General features: G+C 64.7%; 18 protein-coding genes. 11 read left to right on the top strand and 7 right to left on the bottom strand.

Annotation, left to right across the window (positions count from 1 at the left end):
• Positions 1–166 precede the first annotated feature (166 nt).
• From QQ658_RS11020 to QQ658_RS10985, 8 genes are all read left to right on the top strand, one after another.
• Positions 167–1,213: an aspartate-semialdehyde dehydrogenase gene (locus QQ658_RS11020; RefSeq protein ID WP_286027096.1), complete on the top strand. Its 1,047-nt coding sequence runs from the start codon at positions 167–169 to the stop codon at positions 1,211–1,213.
• Positions 1,206–2,045, top strand: a complete 840-nt coding sequence (gene proC, locus QQ658_RS11015; protein ID WP_286024898.1) for a pyrroline-5-carboxylate reductase — start codon at positions 1,206–1,208, stop codon at positions 2,043–2,045. Before QQ658_RS11020 ends, proC begins: the two co-directional genes overlap by 8 nt.
• A gap of 165 nt (positions 2,046–2,210) precedes the next feature.
• Entirely contained in the window at positions 2,211–2,312 is a 102-nt protein-coding gene (locus QQ658_RS11010; RefSeq protein WP_084669282.1) for a 30S ribosomal protein bS22, read from the top strand.
• Positions 2,313–2,428: 116 nt separating this feature from the next.
• On the top strand, positions 2,429–4,042 hold the full coding sequence (locus QQ658_RS11005; RefSeq protein ID WP_286024897.1) for a uroporphyrinogen-III synthase: 1,614 nt from the start codon (positions 2,429–2,431) through the stop codon (positions 4,040–4,042).
• A 24-nt stretch (positions 4,043–4,066) separates the two neighbouring features.
• Entirely contained in the window at positions 4,067–4,747 is a 681-nt protein-coding gene (locus tag QQ658_RS11000) for a histidine phosphatase family protein (RefSeq protein ID WP_286024896.1), read from the top strand.
• Positions 4,748–4,802: 55 nt separating this feature from the next.
• Positions 4,803–6,263 carry a mycothione reductase gene (locus QQ658_RS10995; RefSeq protein ID WP_286024895.1) on the top strand — a complete coding sequence of 487 codons (1,461 nt, stop codon included), beginning with the start codon at positions 4,803–4,805 and terminating at the stop codon, positions 6,261–6,263.
• A gap of 283 nt (positions 6,264–6,546) precedes the next feature.
• Positions 6,547–7,635 carry a glycoside hydrolase family 3 N-terminal domain-containing protein gene (locus QQ658_RS10990; RefSeq protein WP_286024894.1) on the top strand — a complete coding sequence of 363 codons (1,089 nt, stop codon included), beginning with the start codon at positions 6,547–6,549 and terminating at the stop codon, positions 7,633–7,635.
• 550 nt (positions 7,636–8,185) lie between these two features.
• Entirely contained in the window at positions 8,186–9,862 is a 1,677-nt protein-coding gene (locus QQ658_RS10985; protein WP_286024893.1) for an FAD/NAD(P)-binding protein, read from the top strand.
• A 163-nt stretch (positions 9,863–10,025) separates the two neighbouring features.
• On the opposite strand, the gene QQ658_RS10980 is transcribed toward QQ658_RS10985, so the two are convergent.
• The 6 genes from QQ658_RS10980 to QQ658_RS10955 form a co-directional block, all read right to left on the bottom strand.
• A complete protein-coding gene (locus tag QQ658_RS10980) occupies positions 10,026–10,514 on the bottom strand; it encodes a VIT1/CCC1 transporter family protein (RefSeq protein ID WP_286024892.1) in 489 nt (162 codons plus the stop codon).
• A 41-nt stretch (positions 10,515–10,555) separates the two neighbouring features.
• Complete coding sequence (locus QQ658_RS10975) at positions 10,556–10,756, bottom strand: VIT1/CCC1 transporter family protein (protein WP_286024891.1); 201 nt, start codon at positions 10,754–10,756, stop codon at positions 10,556–10,558.
• A 5-nt stretch (positions 10,757–10,761) separates the two neighbouring features.
• Positions 10,762–12,558, bottom strand: coding sequence for a heavy metal translocating P-type ATPase (locus QQ658_RS10970; protein WP_286024890.1), 1,797 nt, complete (start codon positions 12,556–12,558; stop codon positions 10,762–10,764).
• Between the two features lie 234 nt (positions 12,559–12,792).
• Entirely contained in the window at positions 12,793–13,947 is a 1,155-nt protein-coding gene (chrA, locus tag QQ658_RS10965; RefSeq protein ID WP_286024889.1) for a chromate efflux transporter, read from the bottom strand.
• An 89-nt stretch (positions 13,948–14,036) separates the two neighbouring features.
• Positions 14,037–14,831, bottom strand: coding sequence for an IS21-like element helper ATPase IstB (gene istB, locus QQ658_RS10960; RefSeq protein WP_286024888.1), 795 nt, complete (start codon positions 14,829–14,831; stop codon positions 14,037–14,039).
• A complete protein-coding gene (locus QQ658_RS10955) occupies positions 14,828–15,313 on the bottom strand; it encodes a Mu transposase domain-containing protein (RefSeq protein ID WP_286024887.1) in 486 nt (161 codons plus the stop codon). The genes istB and QQ658_RS10955 overlap by 4 nt, the downstream gene beginning before the upstream one ends.
• Between QQ658_RS10955 and QQ658_RS10950 the strand changes: the two genes are divergently transcribed.
• The 3 genes from QQ658_RS10950 to QQ658_RS10940 all read left to right on the top strand — a co-directional run bounded on the left by QQ658_RS10950 (position 15,312) and on the right by QQ658_RS10940 (position 16,718).
• The gene (locus tag QQ658_RS10950; protein WP_286024886.1) at positions 15,312–15,860 is read left to right on the top strand and encodes a hypothetical protein; all 549 of its coding nucleotides are present in this window, start codon (positions 15,312–15,314) and stop codon (positions 15,858–15,860) included. The two genes, QQ658_RS10955 and QQ658_RS10950, sit on opposite strands and share 2 nt — an antisense overlap.
• Positions 15,861–15,927: 67 nt before the next feature.
• Complete coding sequence (locus QQ658_RS10945; RefSeq protein ID WP_286024885.1) at positions 15,928–16,245, top strand: ArsR/SmtB family transcription factor; 318 nt, start codon at positions 15,928–15,930, stop codon at positions 16,243–16,245.
• Positions 16,242–16,718 (top strand): SRPBCC domain-containing protein, encoded by a 477-nt coding sequence (locus tag QQ658_RS10940; RefSeq protein WP_286024884.1) that lies wholly within the window; start codon positions 16,242–16,244, stop codon positions 16,716–16,718. The genes QQ658_RS10945 and QQ658_RS10940 overlap by 4 nt, the downstream gene beginning before the upstream one ends.
• 90 nt (positions 16,719–16,808) lie before the next feature.
• On the opposite strand, the gene QQ658_RS10935 is transcribed toward QQ658_RS10940, so the two are convergent.
• Complete coding sequence (locus QQ658_RS10935; protein ID WP_286024883.1) at positions 16,809–17,870, bottom strand: IS110 family RNA-guided transposase; 1,062 nt, start codon at positions 17,868–17,870, stop codon at positions 16,809–16,811.
• Positions 17,871–18,140 lie beyond the last annotated feature (270 nt).

The following is an 18,140-nucleotide window of genomic DNA, read 5'->3' as shown; positions in this document are numbered from 1 at the left end:
CGCGCTGTGCTGCGAGCTGGAATCCATAAGGCGAGCCGGAACGAGTTCGTCGTCCAGAAAGGGAGCGGGAAACGGGGCCGGAGTCCGCAAAGGGTGCGGGGTCAACCTGCTTGGCGCGCTGCTCCGCAGTGGGCACGTCGGGTGCTGCCGGGCTGTGGACGATAAACTGAGCGTCATGCGAGTTGGAGTATTCGGTGCAACCGGTCAGGTGGGCGGCGTCATGCGGACGCTGCTCGACGAGCGCAATTTCCCCGTCGATTCGATGCGTTATTTCGCCTCGGTTCGTTCCGCGGGCAAGAAGCTCGACTGGCATGGTGAGCAGATCACTGTTGAGGACATGGCCACCGCCTCGTTCGACGGCCTCGATATCGCGATCTTCTCCGCAGGTAAGACCGCCTCCAAGACCTATGCACCGAAGGTCGCAGCGGCGGGCGCGATCGTGGTCGACAATTCGTCGTGCTGGCGCGGCGACCCGGATGTTCCGCTGGTGGTCTCCGAGGTCAATCCCGAAGACGCGGTGAACCCGCCCAAGGGCATCATCGCCAACCCGAACTGCACCACCATGGCCGCGATGCCGGTGCTCAAGCCGCTGAGCGACGCCGCAGGGCTGGAACGGCTGATCGTGGCCACCTATCAGGCCACCTCAGGCTCCGGCGTCGCCGGCGTCCGCGCCTTGCACGATCAGACCGAAGCCGCGGTCACCCAGGACTTCGCCAGGTTGGCCCTCGACGGTCAGGCGGTCGCCACCCCCGACGACCTCGGGCCCTACGTCGCCCCGATCGCCTTCAACGCCGTGCCTTATGCCGGGTCACTGGTTGATGATGGCACTCTAGAGACCGACGAAGAGCAGAAGCTGCGCAACGAGTCGCGCAAGATCATGCACCTGCCCGAGCTGCTGGTCAGCGGCACCTGCGTGCGCATCCCGGTGTTCACCGCGCACTCCCTGGTCGTGAACGCCACCTTCGGGCGTCCGATCAGCCCGGACGAGGCCAAGGCGCTGCTCGCCGATGCTCCCGGCGTCAAACTGGTCGACATTCCGACGCCGCTGCAGGCCGCAGGCATCGACCCGAGCCTGGTCGGACGCATCCGCGTCGACCAGTCGGTGCCCGACGGTAAGGGACTCGCCATGTTCATCTGCTGCGACAACCTGCGCAAGGGCGCGGCGCTGAATGCCATCCAGGTCGCTGAACTTGTCGCCGCCAACCGTGGCTGAGCAATTCATGGCCGAGCAACCGAACGAGGCCGATGGGCCCGATCGCAGTCAGGCCGTCGTCATTGTCGGTGGCGGCGTGATGGGTGGCGCGATCGCGTCCGGGCTGGCCGCCGATGGTTGGACGAATGTCACCGTCGTCGAGCCGACCGAGACCCGCCGCGCCGAGTTGGCCGACGAATTCGGTCTGAAGGCCGTGGCCGGAGCCGACGAGATCGCCGAGTCACCGGACGTCGTTGCGATCGTCGTCAAGCCCAAGGTGGCGCCGAGCGTATGCGAACAGGTCACGCCGCTGATCGCCGACCGAACCCTGGTGATGTCGATGTGCGCCGGGGTCACTCTCGGCGAGCTCGAAGCCAATCTTCCCGACGCGGTTCCACTCGTCCGGGTGATGCCGAACACTCCGGCCCAGGTGGGCAAGGGCATGTCGGCGCTGTCACCGAATCCGCACGTCAGCGACGAACAGTTGGCGTTGGCCGACGCTTTGATGCAGGCCGTCGGCGAGACCATGGTCGTGCCCGAATCGTTGCAGGACGCGGTCACCGGGGTCAGCGGATCGGGCCCCGCGTACGTCTTCTACTTGGCCGAGGCACTGATCGAGGCCGGCGTTCAGGTGGGGCTCACCCGTGCACAGGCCGACAAGCTGGCCCGCCAGACGATCATCGGATCGGCCCAGCTGCTCGCGTCGGGCGAACACCCGACGATCTTGCGGGAGCGCGTCACCTCGCCCGGCGGCACCACGGCGGCAGCAATCCGTGAGTTGGACGCTCACGCCACCCGCGCCGCTGTCAGCGATGCCGTGTGGGCCGCGTACCGGCGCAGCCGCGGCGAGTAGGCGAATAGGCGTACTCCGGCGATGTGATCAACGCCGGAAACAGGGTTTGTTCAATCCAAAGCCAGCGCGGTAAACTGCTCAAGTTGCGGTTTTACCGCGCAGGGGCGAAGTTGTGCTTGTCGCAGCTCGCCTCACCTAAGCATTCAGATTCTCGAGAGGGTCACAGTGGGATCGGTCATCAAGAAGCGCCGCAAGCGGATGGCGAAGAAGAAGCATCGCAAGCTGCTCAAGAAGACGCGCATCCAGCGCCGCAGGGCAGGTCGCTAAGTTCAGTCTGGGCCAGGTGCCCGGCAGCAAGCTTCGAATTGTCGGCGCTCACCGTTAATGTTCTCGGTGAATCCACGCTGACGTTTCGTCATACGTCCGCAGGTTGAGGAGTTGCCGTGAGTGAGCAGCCATCAGCGGTGGCGCTGGCTGATTGTGACCCCACCGCGTTGGCGGTGAGTCACGATGACGGGCGAGGCAACCCCGGATACGTAATTTTCGCCGGAGTCGGCCTCGGCGGTCCGCTGCGTCTGACACTGGCGGGGCTGAAAGCCATCGAAGAGGCAGACGTTCTCGTCCTCAGCCCCGGCGTTGACGAAGCGCTGCTTGGCGAGCCGGAGGTCGCCGTACCGGCCGAGGTGCCGCGGCTGCTGGCTGGCGCTACCCCGGATCTCGGCGTCATCACCTCGCTCGTCGACTCCGGCCTGTGTGTGGTCTGGTTGTTGTCCGGAGACCCTCTGATGGATTCCGAGGCAACCCCGTATGCGGCAAGGCTCAAGGCAGCCGGTTGCCGAATCGACATGGTTCCCGGGCTTTCCCGGCTGAGTTTGGCTCTGACGTCCGCCGGCATCAGCCCGGACGCCGGATTCCAGTTGTGGTCCGGTAAGGCCGACGCTGCCGACGAAAAGCCGTCCTTCGTGGCGCTGACGCCCGGGCAGAATCTGGACGACATCGCGCGCCATGCGTCCAAGGTCGGTCTTGGTGACGACACTCCCGCCCTGGTGGTCTCCGACTATGCGACCACTGCCCAGGTGAGCAGGACGACTACACTCGCGCAGCTGGCCGAGACCGTGCAAACGATCGAGGGACGCCCGGCCGCGGTCGTCGTCGGTGCGGCGGCCGATCGCGACCCTGATCTCAACTGGTACGAGTCGAAACCGCTTTTCGGCTGGCATGTGCTGGTGCCCCGAACCAAGGGTTTGTCGGGCGTGATGGAACGCCGGCTCGAACATCACGGTGCCATCCCGGTGCAGGTGCCGACCATCTCGGTCGAGCCGCCGCGCAACCCGCAGCCGATGGAGCGCGCCATTCAAGGGCTGGTCGACGGCCGCTATCAGTGGATCATCTTCAACTCAGCTCAGGCCGTGCGGGCCGTCACCGAACGCCTCGTCGGGCTCGGCCTTGATTCCCGGGCATTTTCGGGATTGCGCATCGCTGCCGTCGGGCAGAACACCGTCGAGGCCTTGCGTGAATGGGGCATCAAGCCCGATCTGGTGCCCGAGGGCCTGCAGCGCTCGGCAGCGCTGGCGGTCGAGTTTCCGACCTTCGACGATCTGCTCGATCCGATCAACCGGATCCTGATTCCCCGAGCCGATATCGCGGTCGATGCGCTGGTGAAAGGCATGAACGAACTCGGCTGGGAGGTCGAGGACGTGGTCGCCTACCGGACCGTACGTGCTGCTCCGCCGCCGGCAGAGATTCGCGAGGCCATCAAGGCCGGACGATTCGACGCCGTCGTTTTCGGTTCCGCATCCACCGTGCGCAATATGGTCGGCATCGCGGGCAAACCGCATCCCGAGACGATCATCGCGGCCATCGGGCCGGCGACAGTGGCCGCATGTGAAGAGGCCAATCTGCGGGTCGATGTGGTCGCCGAGAATCCGACCCACGTTCAGCTGGTGGACGACCTGGCCGAGTTCGCGGCCAAACGCACCGAGGGGTTCATCGCTCGCGGCGAACAGGTGCGCAGGCCGTCCCAGCGCAAGGGACGCCGCAGGCAGCACAGTTCTTGAACGATGGGCCGGTAAGGTTTAGGCGTGGAAGACAGCTATCCGACAGACCCCGAACCCGCCGTCCAGGTGCACGTGGTGCGCCACGGCGAGGTCTTCAACCCCACCGGCATTCTCTACGGGCTCCTTCCCGGATACCACTTGTCAGAAAACGGCAAGGCGATGGCCGCCAGGCTCGGTGAATGCTTTGCGCCGGTGCCGCTCAAGCAGTTGCGTTGCTCACCCCTCGAGCGGGCGCAGGAGACGCTCGCGCCGATCGCTGCAGCCCATCCGTCCCTTGAGGTGCACACCGATCCGAGACTGATCGAGGCCGACAACAAGCTGGCAGGCCAACGGTTCGGTAAACGCAATACGGCCATCTTCGATCCGCGCAACTGGCATTATTTCGTCAACCCGATGAAGCCGTCGTGGGGGGAGCCCTATACCGAGCTGGCGTCCAGAATGCTGGCGGCGATCACCGAGACCGCCCATGAATTGCCGCCCGGCGCCCAGGCCGTGCTGGTCAGCCACCAACTGCCGATCTGGATCGCCCGGCTCGCCGCAGAGGGACGCCGGCTCGCCCACGACCCGCGCAAGAGGCAGTGCACGCTGGGCAGCGTGACGACCTTCCGGTTCACCGAAGGCAGGCTGAGCGGTGTGACCTATGCCGAACCGGCCCGCGACCTGCTGAGGGAAGACGGCAACAAGGCGTTCTCGTCCGGGCATTGATGTGCGACGGCGAGCGTGCTGGCTGCGTCTTCGACGGTTGGAATAGGGTTGACCCATGCAAAACACAACGGCCGGCCCCGATCATGTCGATCTGTGCATCATCGGGTCGGGATCGGGCCTGTCGCTGATCGACGATGACATCAATGACTGGCAGATCGCACTGATCGACGACGGCATCGGCCCCAACGACATCTTCGGTGGCACCTGCCTGAACGCCGGCTGCATCCCCTCCAAGATGCTGTCGCTACCGGCGAGCGCGAGTCTGTCGCCTCAGCACGCCGCTCAGGTCGATGTCGATCTGAGTCTGAAGAAGGTCGACTTCAAGGCGATTCAGACACGCACCTTCGGACGCACCGACTCGATCTCTGCGGCCGGGCTGGTAGGGCTGGGCACCAGGCCCAACGTGCAGGTCTTGTTCGGGTCGGCGACCTTCGTCGACGCACACACCATCCAGGTCGGCAGACGGCGGTTGACCGCGGATCGCATCGTCATCGCCGCGGGCTCGCGTCCACGCCAGATGACCGCACCGGGCTTCGACGACCCCTACTTGCATGCGTTCGTGCATACCTCGGAGTCGATCATGCGGATTGACGAACTGCCGAAGCGACTGATCATCTTGGGCGGTGGCATCGAGGCCGTCGAATTCGGCCACATCTTCGCTGGCATGGGTTCGCAAGTGTCGATCATCAATCGTAGTGAGCCATTGCTGCGGGCCTACGACTCGGCCATCGGTATCCGGGTGACAGAGGAGCTGTCGCGACGGGAGCGCATCATGCTGCGGCTCAACCAGCGGGTCACCGGGCTCGACACCGACGACGTCGGCGGCGTGGTGCTGACCACCGAAGATTCCTTCGGCATCGAGTACAGCTATGAGGCGGACGCCGTGCTGGTCTGCATCGGTAGGGTGCCGAACGGCGACCAACTTCGCGTCGACAAGGCCGGCATCGTCCTGGACGACAAAGGTTTCATTCCGACCGACGAGCACCTGCGCACCCCGGTGCCGCACATCTGGGCGCTCGGCGACGTCTGCTCTTCGATAATGCTGAAGCATCTGGCCAATGCGCAGGCCCGGCTGGTGAAGCGCAACCTGCTGGCTGAGCGGGATGGGCGTCCGCTAGAGGTGCGGGACGAGCGCTTCGTGCCGAAGGGCATCTTCACCGAGCCGCAGGCCGCCTCGGTGGGAGCCAGCGAAGAGGGGCTGCAAAAGACGGGCGTCGAATACATCGTTCACGTTCAGGAATATGCGTCTGTTGCCTATGGCTGGGCGATGAACGACTCCGGACACTTCGTGAAGCTGCTCGCCGACCCCGCCGGCGAGCATCTGCTCGGAGCGCATATCGTCGGGCCGCAGGCCACCACTTTGATTCAGATTCTCGTTCAGGCGATGAGCCTCGGGCAGACGATCAGCGAGACGGTCAAGGGCCAGTACTGGACGCATCCGGCGCTCACCGAGGTGATCGAGAACGCCCTGCTGGGAGTGCTGCAGAAGGCCGAACTGCGCAGCGAGCCCCGGTAGCCCGGTGAAGGATATCTCGCTCGCATTCGGAGATGCAACAGGTGCCCATTGAGCCGGTTGATGTGGGTGGTTGCCGGGATGCTTCGGGGAAGGGTTTACGAAATTTCGTGCGATGTTGCCCGCCGTCATCTCTGAATCGGAGGGGAGAAGAATGAGGTTTATTCCCAAATCGTTGATGGGAGCACTCATTGTGGTGCTCGGGCTGAACGCGTGCGGCACGAACTCGAATGGGCCGGACGGGTCTGCTGAGAGTAATTCAGCGAGTTCTCCAGCCACCTCCTCTGTGAGTAACTCGAACCCCGCTTCGGATGGTGCGACGAGCAGTGATCCGGCGGCGGCCTGCCTCGACTATGCCGGTGAGTTGAGTCTTGCTCAGCAAGTCGGCCAGCTGTATATGACGGTATTGATGGCCGATTCGAGCCCGGACGATGTGATTGCGCAGATCGGCGCGAACGGCAATGGTGCGGTGATCCTGCTTGGCAATCGTACCGGCGGCATGTCCGCTGTACAGGCCGAGACGGGTCAGCTTCAAGGGTTCGCTCCCGGTGGGGTACCGCTGCTGATCGCCACCGATCAGGAGGGCGGCCTGGTACAGAAGCTCGCCGGTCCGGGCTTCGATACCATTCCCTCCGCTACCGAGCAGGCGGCGCTTTCCGACGATGAATTGCGGACGAACTGGCAATCATGGGGTGGGCAACTCGCCCAGGCGGGGGTCAACTGGAACCTCGCCCCGGTGGCCGACGTAGTGCCGGCCGATCAGGTCGGCAACAATGCGGCCATCGGACAATTGGACCGTGGTTACGGTTCGGACGCGGCGATGGTTGGCGACAAGGTCACGCAGGTGATCACCGGATTGAGCGATGCCCAGGTGGCGAGCAGCGTCAAACATTTCCCTGGGCTCGGACAGGTGAATGCGAACACCGATTTCGAGGTCGGTTACGACCGGGTCAGCACCTTGAGCGCCGATGAACTCACGAGCTTCCAGGCCGCGATCGACGCCGGTGCATCATCGGTGATGGTGTCGTCCGCTGTCTATGAGCAGGTCGATCCCGACAACCCGGCAGTTCTCTCGTCCCAGATCGTGACGGGCGTGCTGCGTGACCGGATGGGTTTCGACGGTGTGGTCATCTCGGACGATCTCGGCGTAGCCGCGGCCGTGTCCGGTTACCCGGTGGCCGAGCGTGGCACGGATTTCTTCAAAGCAGGCGGCGACATGGCGGTGGTGGCCGACGGCGCTGCGGCCCAGCAGATGCTGGACGCAACGCTGGCCGAAGCCCAAGGCGACGCAGAGTTCGCGTCCGAGATCACGAAGAAGACAGCGCGAGTGCTGCAGCTGAAATCAGATCTAGGGCTGATGAGTTGCACCGTCTGACCGCTGGCTCAGCGCAGTTTGACCGACCGGGCGGCCCAGTGCCGCATCGGCGGCGTCGAGATTCCCTGAGTCGGCTATAGCACACATTGGCCACGACCTCGGGCAAGCCCTTCAATCCGTCGGCGTGATCACGGGTCCAGCCGGTCGACGCGACCAACGCGTCCAAGATCTCACCCCTGTGGGTCTTGCCCCGCTCACGCGTACTCGCGGGCGAACTTCTTCGTGATCTCACGGCGGGCAGCCATCGACAGATCCTTGCTCACACGGCCCAGGAACCCGATCAATCATGCGGACATTCTCATCTGAGGCACGCGTGAACTTTCCCGGACCTTTTAGCTGAGTCAAGTCGCAGACTAGACAACTGACGCTAAAATATCCATATACGGCATGTTCGTTCGGTGGCAGTGTCGCCACAGACCTGGTGAATCACTCGATGAGGTGCTGGCGTCGCGATCAGAGGATGCGGCCCTTCCGTCTCATCACGCCAGTTCAAGGGGTCGGGCGATGCGTCACCCCTTCCAACCGATACGACCTACGTCAGGACGAGACCATGAGCGATGAAAAGCGAACGTTGAAGCTGGTGCGGCCCCTTGTGCTCGCGCCCATGGCCGGAGGACCGTCGACACCGCGACTCGCCGCTGCCGTCGCAGAGGCCGGCGCACTTCCGTTCCTGGCAGCCGGGTACCTCACCCCCGGCAAGCTCCGCGAGGACATCGAGGACCTGGAGAGCCGAACTGCGGCGCCCTTCGGCGTGAACCTCTTCACCCCGGACCCGAGCGGCCAGGACTGCGATCTCGGCACCTACCGCCGCTACCGGGACAAGGTCCTCAAGGCCGCCGACGCCGGCGAGGCACTGTTGCCGGAAGACCCGGTCTGGTCCGATGACGCCTTCGACGACAAGCTCGAGGTCGCCCTCGCCTCGTCTGCGCACTTCGTGTCCTTCACCTTCGGTCACCCCTCGCGGTCTATGATCGAACGCATCCACGACGCAGGGAAGCTGGTCGTGCTCTACGCGACGAGCCGCCCGGGCATCGACGCCATCGCAGCATCGGACGCCGACGTGATCGGCATCCAGGGGCCGGAGGCCGGTGGCCACCGGGCAACGGTCGCTGGAGTCGACGACGACTCCAGCGAATCGCTCGTCACGCTGATCGAGCATGCCCTTACTGTTTCCGATAAGCCCGTGTTCGCCGGTGGCGGTGTGGCCACCGCCGCCGATGTGCTTGCCCTGCTGCGTGCCGGAGCGACCGCCGTCCAGGTCGGCACCCTGTTCCTCGATGCCGACGAGGCAGGGACCAAGAAGACCCACCGCAGGGCACTTCGCGAGCTCACCGACCGCAACACGGTCATCACGACGGCCTTCACCGGGCGGCCAGCGCGTGCGATCGCGAACCGGTTCACCGACTCCCTGTCCGAGAGCGCCCCGGGCCTCTACCCGCAGCTGCACTTCCTCACGTCCGCTCTGCGCAAGAACGCTGACGAGCACGACGATGCCGAGAACCTCAATCTCTGGGCCGGAACCGGCTTCACCCACGTGAGCGCACAACCCGCCGCCACCATCGTGCGCAGTCTTCTCCCATACGCACCACCGGTCGAAGAGCCCGCCACATCCGATGCGGAATCTCGGCAGCGGGTAGCGGTCGTCGGCGCCGGACCGCGTGGGCTGGCCGTCGTCGAACGTCTCGTGTCCCTGGCCGCGACCACCGGCAGGCAGTTCGACCTCGACTGGTACGACGACACCTCGTTCGGGGCCGGACGGGTGTGGAGCCCGTACCAGACGACCGCGCTGCTGATGAACACCGTGTGCTCCCAGCTGTCCGCTTTCCCCGACGCCTCAGCCGGATTCGAGGAGGACTACGTACACGGCCCGGCGTTCTATGACTGGCTCCAGACCCCGGAGGCCGCACGCTGGCTCAAGGATGACCCTGTCCTCCTGGCCGAACGGGCCGACGTCGAACCGAACACCTACACCTCCCGCGCGCTCTACGGCGCCTACCTGACCTGGTCCGCCGACCGTATCGTCAGCGCTGCCGGGCCGAACCTACGGATCCGGCGCATCTCGAAGAGGGTGACCGCTCTCGACCGCGACCGGAACCTCCGCCGGATCTCGACCAGCGACGACACCCAGCGGAACTATGACTACGTCGCCCTCGCCCTGGGGCACCTGAGCGCTCAGCCGACTTCGAAGGAGAACCGGCGGTTGACGACGGCGGAGGACGCGGACTGATCCGTTCCCCCTCGCACACGAAATCGTGAATCGGCGTTCTGCCGCATGATTCCGCGGTTTCTGCGAGGCCCACCTGTGGATAACTGCACCGCGATTCACAACCTAGCAGCGTCGGTAGCACATGAGTTAGCACATGAAAGCGGGCCGGATCACGAGAAGCGGCCTATCCGATGGCCACGCCAAAGAGTGCCCCAATGGCGTATGTGGCGATCATGGTCGCTGAGCCCATGACCACGTTCCGGAGAATTGCGCGACCGCGCGGCGCGCCACCGAGCGCAGCGCTGATCCAACCGGTGAGGAAGAGGCCGATCACAACTGCGATGGCTGCGATCCAAACTCGGTGTCCGCCGACGGGGAGCAAGATCATGATGAGTGGGATCAGCGCTCCAACGGCGAACGCAATGAACGATGACACGGCGGCTGCCCACGGGCTTGTGAACTCTTCATGGTCGATTCCGAGTTCGACCTCTGCGTGAGCGGCGAGAGCGTCCGTCTCGGTAAGCTGCACCGCGACCTGATGTGCGAGGTCATCTGAGAGGCCCCGCTGTCGATAGAGCTCGGTGAGTTCTTCAAGCTCCTCCTCGGGCATGGTTTCGAGCTCCCACCGTTCTTTTGCGATGAGCGCTTTCTCTGTGTCGCGTTGGGTGCTCACCGAAACATACTCTCCGCCAGCCATTGAGAACGCCCCGGCAACTACGGCGGCGATACCGGCCCCGTCGCGATTGCCAGTACGTTGTTTGGTGTAGCGGCAGCGACACCGACGACGACACCCGCGGTAGAGACGATGCCGTCGTTTGCGCCGAGCACCCCTGCACGTAGCCAGTTCAAACGTTGGCCCACGTTCTGCAGGTGGGCTTCGCCGGGATGCGGCGTGGTGCTTGAGTCGGATGCCATATTGTTCATTTCCTGTCTTGGGTCGTGCTGAAGTGAAGTTGTTCCGTCGATGCGACTGGTGATGATCGTGTGATTCGCTCAGATCGTGGGCCGACTGCACGGAGTGCGCCGAGGATGGCCACCAGGTCAACGACTTCTTGCAGCCACGCGCCGAGGAGTGCTGGGAGGAACCCGAAGGCGGCGATGAGCATGAGGCCGACGCTGATGATGATGCCGAGCCAGATGCTTTGCAGTGCGATGCGCACGGTGTCCTTGCCGATGCTCACCGCGCGCGGCAGGGCCGAGAGCGTGTCGTAGCGGTTCACGATGTCCGCAGACTCCGATGCTGCGGTTGCACCGCGCGCCCCCATTGCGAAGCCAATATCCGCAGCAGCGAGCACCGGGGCATCGTTGAGGCCGTCACCGACCATGATGAGCGGGCGGGGCTGCACGCTACTGACAATGCGAACTTTGTCGCCGGGGCGGCACTCCGCGTGCACCTCGCTGATTCCAAGGCGCCGCGCGATGGGATCGGCGGTGGCTGCAACGTCTCCGGTGACCATGAGCGTACGCTCGATACCGAGTGCGCTCAGCTGACGGAGAGCCTGGGCTGCTTCTTCGCGCACTTGGTCGCGCATGACGATGGCTCCGGCGAAACGGCCATCGACTGAGACGTAGATTGCGAGTTCCCCTGGAGCAAGGTCTGCCAGCACGAGGTCCGGCGCGGAGTGGCGCACCCAGGAGGGCTTGCCGACACGAACCGTCACTGCCTCAGGTGCGTCAGGAGTGCGGAACACAGCCGCGACTCCGTTTGTCGCGATCTCCTCGGCATGTTCGGCTTCGACGAGCGACAAGCCGTGCTGTTTCGCGGCCTGCACGACGGAGTCCGCAAGCACGTGAGAGGAGTACACCTCCGCTGAGGCTGCGAAACGCAGCAGCTCGTCTTCGCTGGCGCGGTCGGTGGGCAGAAGGCGTTCGAGCACTGGCTTGCCGGTCGTGATGGTGCCGGTCTTATCGAATGCCGCCGAGCGGGCTCGTGAAAGCTGTTCGAGGGTGCCGCCGCCCTTGACGATCAGCCCGAACCTCGCGGCACGGCTCATGCCACCGAGAAACGCGACCGGCGCGGCGATCAGCAGCGGGCATGGGGTCGCCACCACCAGCACCTCGGCAAACCGGACAGCCTCTCCACTGACCGCCCACGCGATCCCGGCGATCACGAGCGCGAGCACTGTGAACGGCACCGCGTACCGATCTGCGAGCCGCACGACTTTGGCTTTGCTCCCCGCGGCTTGTTCGACGAGCCGAACAATCTGCTGATACTCGCTCTCGGCGGCCGGAGCCGCAGCCCGCATGGTGACTGCGGCTTGTCCATTCACCGCACCGCTCGACACTTTCTCTCCCGCGTCACGCTCAACGGGCAGACTTTCACCGGTCAATGACGACTCATCGAACACGGCGTGCTCGGAGACGAGGATCGAGTCCACAGGCACGAGTGCACCCGGCCGCACCAACAACAGATCACCCACCTCGACTTCTTCGACCGGTATGTCCTCGGTCGTGACCTCGGCAGTATGCCCGTGCATGTCCGCGCCGGGTGCGCTTGGGGCGAGGATGCGCGTGGCCTGCTGGGGTGCCTTACGCAGCAGCGCGGTCAGTTCCCGCTTCGAACGGTTCTCAGCGTAATCTTCGAGGGCCGCCCCGCCGGTGAGCATCAGCACCACCACGAGCGCCGCCCACGGCTCCCCAACGAGCACTGCAGCGGTGATTGCCGTCACCGCAAGAATGTCGAGCCCGGCGTGCCCTCGGATGAGCTGCCGGATCATCCCGACCGCCTCCCACCCGGCAATCACGAGCGCATACGCACCCACAATCCAGCTGGCCGACTCACTGGCCGGAGTCGCTAAGAGAACCAACCCGATCATAGCCACCAACAGTGTTGAGATCACGAGTGGATATGCCCTGACCAGAGATGAAAAACGGCTCATGCTTCAATCCTCCCAGGCGGGCACGCTTCTCGCATTGCAGGCCAGCCTCGCCTGAGTATCCGCGTAGCGCGTTCAGAGCAGCAATGCCCCGGCTCCTGCGGCCCCGAGCACTACCGCCCATGCCGGTGTTTTCCAGGACGTGAGTGCGACAAACGCGAGTGCCGCGACGACGAGTGATGCGGCGTTCGTGACACCCGCGGTGAATACGGGGTCGTACAGCGCGGCGGCGAGCAGCCCGACGACTCCGGAGTTCACGCCCGTCAGCACACGCTGCACTCTCGGCGCACGACGCAACCGCTCCCAGAAGGGCAGCACCCCCATCACGAGCAGCGCACACGGCAGAAAGATCGCGAGCAGCGCAATGGATGCGCCGAGCAGCCCACTCGGGCCGCTCGTGGTGACCGCTCCGAGAAACGCGGCGAAGGTGAACAGCGGCCCTGGCACCGCCTGCGCGGCACCATACCCCGCGAGGAACGCACCCGGCTCCACCAGTCCAGTCTGCACTGTCTCAGCCTGCAAAAGCGGGAGCACGACATGCCCGCCGCCGAACACGAGCGACCCCGCACGATAGAAGGTGTCAATCAGGCCTACCGTGGCGTTGCCGGTGAACGCAGCAAGAATCGGCAACCCTGCGAGCAGCATGACGAACACAGCCAGGCTCAACCATCCGACTGCGGGCCGCAGGCGCACCCGGAAACGCGGTTCATCGTTCTCGGCCGTGCTCGGGGATCGACAGACGAAGAACCCCGCGATCCCGGCCAAGGCCATCGCGCCGAGCATCGTCAGCGGGCCGGGTACGAGCAGCACGACAGTGAGCACCCCGACAGCAATCGTCGCTCGTCGCGCATCAGGCGTGAGTGACTTTGCCATCCCGAGCACAGCATGACCCACGACCGCGACCGCCGCAGCCTTCAGGCCCAGCACCCATCCAGCCTGCGATACGTCGCCAAGGGTCGATACGCCGAGCGCGAACCCGAACAGCAATACCGCAGATGGCAGTGTGAACCCGAGCCATGCCGCGACAAGACCGAGTATTCCAGCTCTCTGCAAACCGATCGCCATGCCGACCTGGCTTGATGCCGGGCCGGGAAGAAACTGGCACAATGCGACAAGATCCGCATACGCGCGATCACCCAGCCACCTGCGTCGCTCGACGAACTCTGCTCGAAAATATCCAAGATGAGCGACCGGGCCACCGAACGACGTGCACCCTAACCTCAAGAACACCAGAAGGACCAGCAATGGCGCGCCAAATGTCGGTGCCGCTCGAATTCTGGTCGGTTTTGCTGGTCGAAAAGTGAACGGTTGTGGGCAGTTTAGCCCTCGTTGTTGTCGGTTGTTGTTCTGATGCTGGGGAGGCTGTCGATGCCTCGGTTGCGGAGTCGGTAGCTGGCTCCTTTGAGGGTGAGGACGTCGGCGTGGTGGACGATGCGGTCGATCATCGCAGCAGCGACGACTTGGTCTCCGAAGACGCCTCCCCAGCCGGAGAATGGCAGGTTGGAGGTGAGGATCAGGCTGGCGTGTTCGTACCGGCTGGACACCAACTGGAAGAACAGGTTCGCGGCGTCTTGTTCGAAGGGGAGGTAGCCGACCTCGTCGACGATGATCAGGCCGTAGCGGCGTAGCCGGGTGAGTTCGGCAGGCAGTTTCCCGGCGTGGTGGGCGTCGGTGAGGCGGGTGACCCAGTCGGTCGCGGTCGCGAACAGGACGCGATGGCCGTAGTGGGCCGCCTTGATACCCAGGCCGATGGCGAGGTGGGTTTTGCCGGTGCCGGGCGGGCCGAGCAGGACAACGTTACGGGCCTCGGCCAGGAAGCCGCCGGAGGCGAGCGCGGCGACTTGCTGGCGTATTGCGGGTTGGGTGTCGAAGTCGAAGTCGTCCAACGTCTTGCGGGTGCCGAACCCGGCGGCCCGGATCCGCATGTCGGCGCCGGAAGCGTTGCGGGCGGACAATTCGCGTTCTAACACGGCGGCCAGGTAGTCCTCGAACGTCCAGCCGGCAGCCCTGGCTTGATCGGCCAGCCGGGTGGCCGATTCCAGGATCCGGGGCGCTTTGAGGGCGCCGGCCAGCCAGGTCAGCTGCTTGGTGCTGTCGTTGGTCTCGGTGGTCATCGTGGGCCTGCCTGGGTGTCGATCCCGAACGCCTTGTCGTAGTCGGCCAGGTCACGAACCAAGTCATCAACCGTGGGTCGCGGCCGGGGTTGTTGGAACTCGCGTCGCAGCCGGGCGGCGGTGGCCACATGGGCCGGGTCGGTGAGGGTGAGGCCCCGGGCCCACAGCCGGGAATGCTCGCCGACGAGCCTGCCATCCAGCCGCACCTGGACTCGGTCGAGGTCGGCGCGGGCCTCGACCATGCGGCCGATCGCGGTCGGGTCGACGGAGTAGTCGTTCGACGCGATCCGCACGTAGTAGTCGCGGCCCAGCCGCACCTGGTTGCGCCACCCGACCACAGGTGGCACCGGCGGCAGGGCGAGCATCGCAGCCCGATCGATCTCGAGCCGGTCAGCAGGCCGCGCGGCGATCGTGCGTACCATCCGGGTGTTCGCCGTGGCCAGCCAATCGGTGAACTGCTGGTTGAAATCGGACGGGGACATGAACTTCCTCTACGTGCCCACCGGTGATGCGACGGTGCGGACGGCTGCGAAGCTGGCCGACAAGCAGCACGTGCTCCTCCTCGGTCTGGGGCTGACATTCTTCGACTACATCGAACTGCTCACGACCAGGCTCGGCGGCAGGTACGTGCGCACCGAGGACGGACTCAGCTACGAGCCCTCGGGCACGGAGCCCCGCCTCTACGTCAGCTCCCGCCGCGGTGTCCCATACCACGCGCGCGGGGTCAACGAGAAGGCCCCCGACGAGCGGTGGGAACCGAAGTTCCTCACCCTCGCCTACACCGAGCAGCTGCGCAGACAGCGCGAAACCGGGCCGGTGTCCTTCGGCCGCGACGTCTGGCCAGCAGTCGTGCGTGAGGTCGAACTCGCCTACACCCTCGCACAGGCCAACGAACGCTCCGCGGGACTGACGACCGAGGACGTCCATGCGGCGCTGACGGCAGGCCCCGAGGCCTACCGGCAGTTGCGGCAGCATGCGGGTCTGCCGGCTGCGGGCTTCCCGTGGGTCAATGTCAAGAAGTGCTCTTGAGTGCGCATCTGCTGCTTGCTTCCTGCGAAGATTGACATGTGACTAATCAGTCACATAATCTTTCAGTGTGGACAATGACGCTGTTTTCAAGGCCCTGGCCGACGAGACGCGCCGCGCCCTGTTGGACCGTCTCTTCATGCATGATGCCCTGACCCAAGGAGAGCTTGAGGAGGGGTTTCCGCTGAGCCGTTTCGGCATCGCCAAGCACTTGAACGTGCTCGAAGACGCCGGGCTGATCACCACGCGCCGCGAGGGCCGATACAAGCTCCACTTCCTCAATCCCGTCCCGATCCGGCAGATCCACGACCGCTGGATCGGCAAGTACACCGCGTCACGCGTCGCGGCGCTCACTGATTTGAAGACACAACTCGAGGAGTCATCATGACGAACACCGATGCCGGGGCACCGGCCACCGCACCGCAGATCTACCGGATCTTCATCAAGGCATCCGCCGACGCCATCTGGGACGCGATCGTCACGCCAGAGTTTACCGCCAAGTACTTCTACGGCTCTCACGTGGAGACCAGCGGCGAAGTCGGTACCCCGTTCCGCTATCGCTCGCCCGACGGCACCTCTCTCTGGGGAGACGAGACGGTCCTCGAATCCGAACCCCCGCACCGGCTCGTCGTTGGCTGGCGATCCCTGTTCAGCCCCGATGCGGTCGACGAGCCCGCCAGCCGCGTCACATGGCAGATCGACGATCAGGCCAACGGTACCTGCATGGTTACCGTCATCCACGATCAACTCGATGAGTCCCCGCACACCGCGGCCGGGGTCTTTGGCGCCGGATGGATGCTCGTCCTCAGCGGCCTGAAGACCCTCCTAGAGACCGGCGAATCGCTCGCCGAACGCCGCTGATTGGCTTCGACCACAACCACCGTCAAGAGAATCATGGCGCAGAGTCAGAAGACACCCGAAACCGACCTTCGCGGAAGGTTCTTCACACCTTCACGCTACGACGAGTTCTGCCATTTCCGGCCCCAACGACGTCACCCTCCCGGCCGCCGGGCCCCGTCGCAGTACCGTGAACACGCTCCGCGCCAGATGCCGCTTCAGCGCGCGGATTGCTTCTATGTTGGAGTTCCCGAGCGCCCGCCTCGCGGCAAGGTATTCCTGCGCGGGCGGATACATGCGCTTCTGCGTGATTGCGATGCGATGGATCGCAGCGTTCATCCGCCGGTTCCCACCACGATTCAGTCTCACCCGCTGACTGTTTCCAGAGGACGCTGGGATCGGCGCGCAGCCGGTGAACATCGCGAACGCCGCCGCCGACTTGAATCTTGAGGGATCACCGGTCTCGGCAACGATCCGCGCCGCCGACATCGGTCCGCACCCCGGCAACTCCAGCAGTTGCGGAGCCTCGACCTTGACCCGTTCTTCCAGTTCACGCTCCAGGCATCCAGCGCGGTCGCCGAGCTCCTTGATCCGTTCGATCAGGTCCAAGCAGATCGAGACCTCGACACCGCCGTCACGCTCGCTTAGGAACGCAGCGACCATGGTGTTCCACTTCGGCCGATGCAGTTTGCGAGCCGGGATCGTCGCGGCAAAGTCCGGGTCTATGTCATGGAGATGCCACCGCAGCCTGCAACACATCCGTACCATCTCACCCACCAGATCCTCCCGATGGTCCAGGAGCACCTTCACCTCGCGGACATCGGTCTCCGGCACCGCGACCGGCAGGTCCTCCGCCAACGCTGCACGTGCGCAAGCCAGCGCGTCGATCGGATCGGACTTCCCGATTGCACGCACCCGACGCCGGTAGTCCGAACTCATATGCGTCGGCACCCACACGACCTGCTCGTCTTCGGCGAGTAGGAACCGCACCAGACCGCCAGCGACGTGACGCACGTCCTCTACCGCCCATCGATGAGGGCCGAGCTTCCTCGCCCAGGCCAGCAGGACCCGATACCCGCGGGGCCGCGCGGTGGCGTCTTTCACGTCGAGCTGTCGGCCGTTGCCGTCCACGGCGACGGCGACCAGGACATCTTTATGCGGGTCGAGCCCGATCACGATCTTCTCGTTCATCTCTGTTCTCCTCTCACTTTTCAGGGGTCGACCGGTGGACATGCCTCAATCAAGAACCCATTACGGGGTCACGCTCCAATGAAGTCACACCGGCCCTCAGCGAAGCGGCGACGGGCGACATGACAAGACCACGTCAACCACGAAGGCGACCTCAGGGAAGGAGCCAACCCGCCACCACGCTTCCCATTCTCGAAGCCCAGCACGATCCGTTCCTTCCTCGCTCATCGTGATGACAGCACGGGAACGAGTCAGCCC

Origin of the sequence: Propionimicrobium sp. PCR01-08-3, assembly GCF_030286045.1 — a bacterium.
Taxonomy (GTDB): Bacteria; Actinomycetota; Actinomycetes; order Propionibacteriales; family Propionibacteriaceae; genus Brooklawnia.
The sequence above is the reverse complement of the archived record's forward strand: the minus strand, read 5'-3'. Positions and strand labels throughout refer to the sequence as shown.

What these genes read in the sequence shown, in the direction of transcription:
- QQ658_RS10995 (WP_286024895.1), top strand. Translation starts at nt 4,803, where the DNA reads ATGCAAAACACAACGGCCGGCCCCGATCATGTCGATCTGTGCATCATC.
- QQ658_RS10985 (WP_286024893.1), top strand. Translation starts at nt 8,186, where the DNA reads ATGAGCGATGAAAAGCGAACGTTGAAGCTGGTGCGGCCCCTTGTGCTC.
- QQ658_RS10975 (WP_286024891.1), bottom strand. Translation starts at nt 10,756, where the DNA reads ATGGCATCCGACTCAAGCACCACGCCGCATCCCGGCGAAGCCCACCTG.
- QQ658_RS10970 (WP_286024890.1), bottom strand. Translation starts at nt 12,558, where the DNA reads ATGATCCGGCAGCTCATCCGAGGGCACGCCGGGCTCGACATTCTTGCG.
- istB (WP_286024888.1), bottom strand. Translation starts at nt 14,831, where the DNA reads ATGACCACCGAGACCAACGACAGCACCAAGCAGCTGACCTGGCTGGCC.
- QQ658_RS10950 (WP_286024886.1), top strand. Translation starts at nt 15,312, where the DNA reads ATGAACTTCCTCTACGTGCCCACCGGTGATGCGACGGTGCGGACGGCT.
- QQ658_RS10955 (WP_286024887.1), bottom strand. Translation starts at nt 15,313, where the DNA reads ATGTCCCCGTCCGATTTCAACCAGCAGTTCACCGATTGGCTGGCCACG.
- QQ658_RS10940 (WP_286024884.1), top strand. Translation starts at nt 16,242, where the DNA reads ATGACGAACACCGATGCCGGGGCACCGGCCACCGCACCGCAGATCTAC.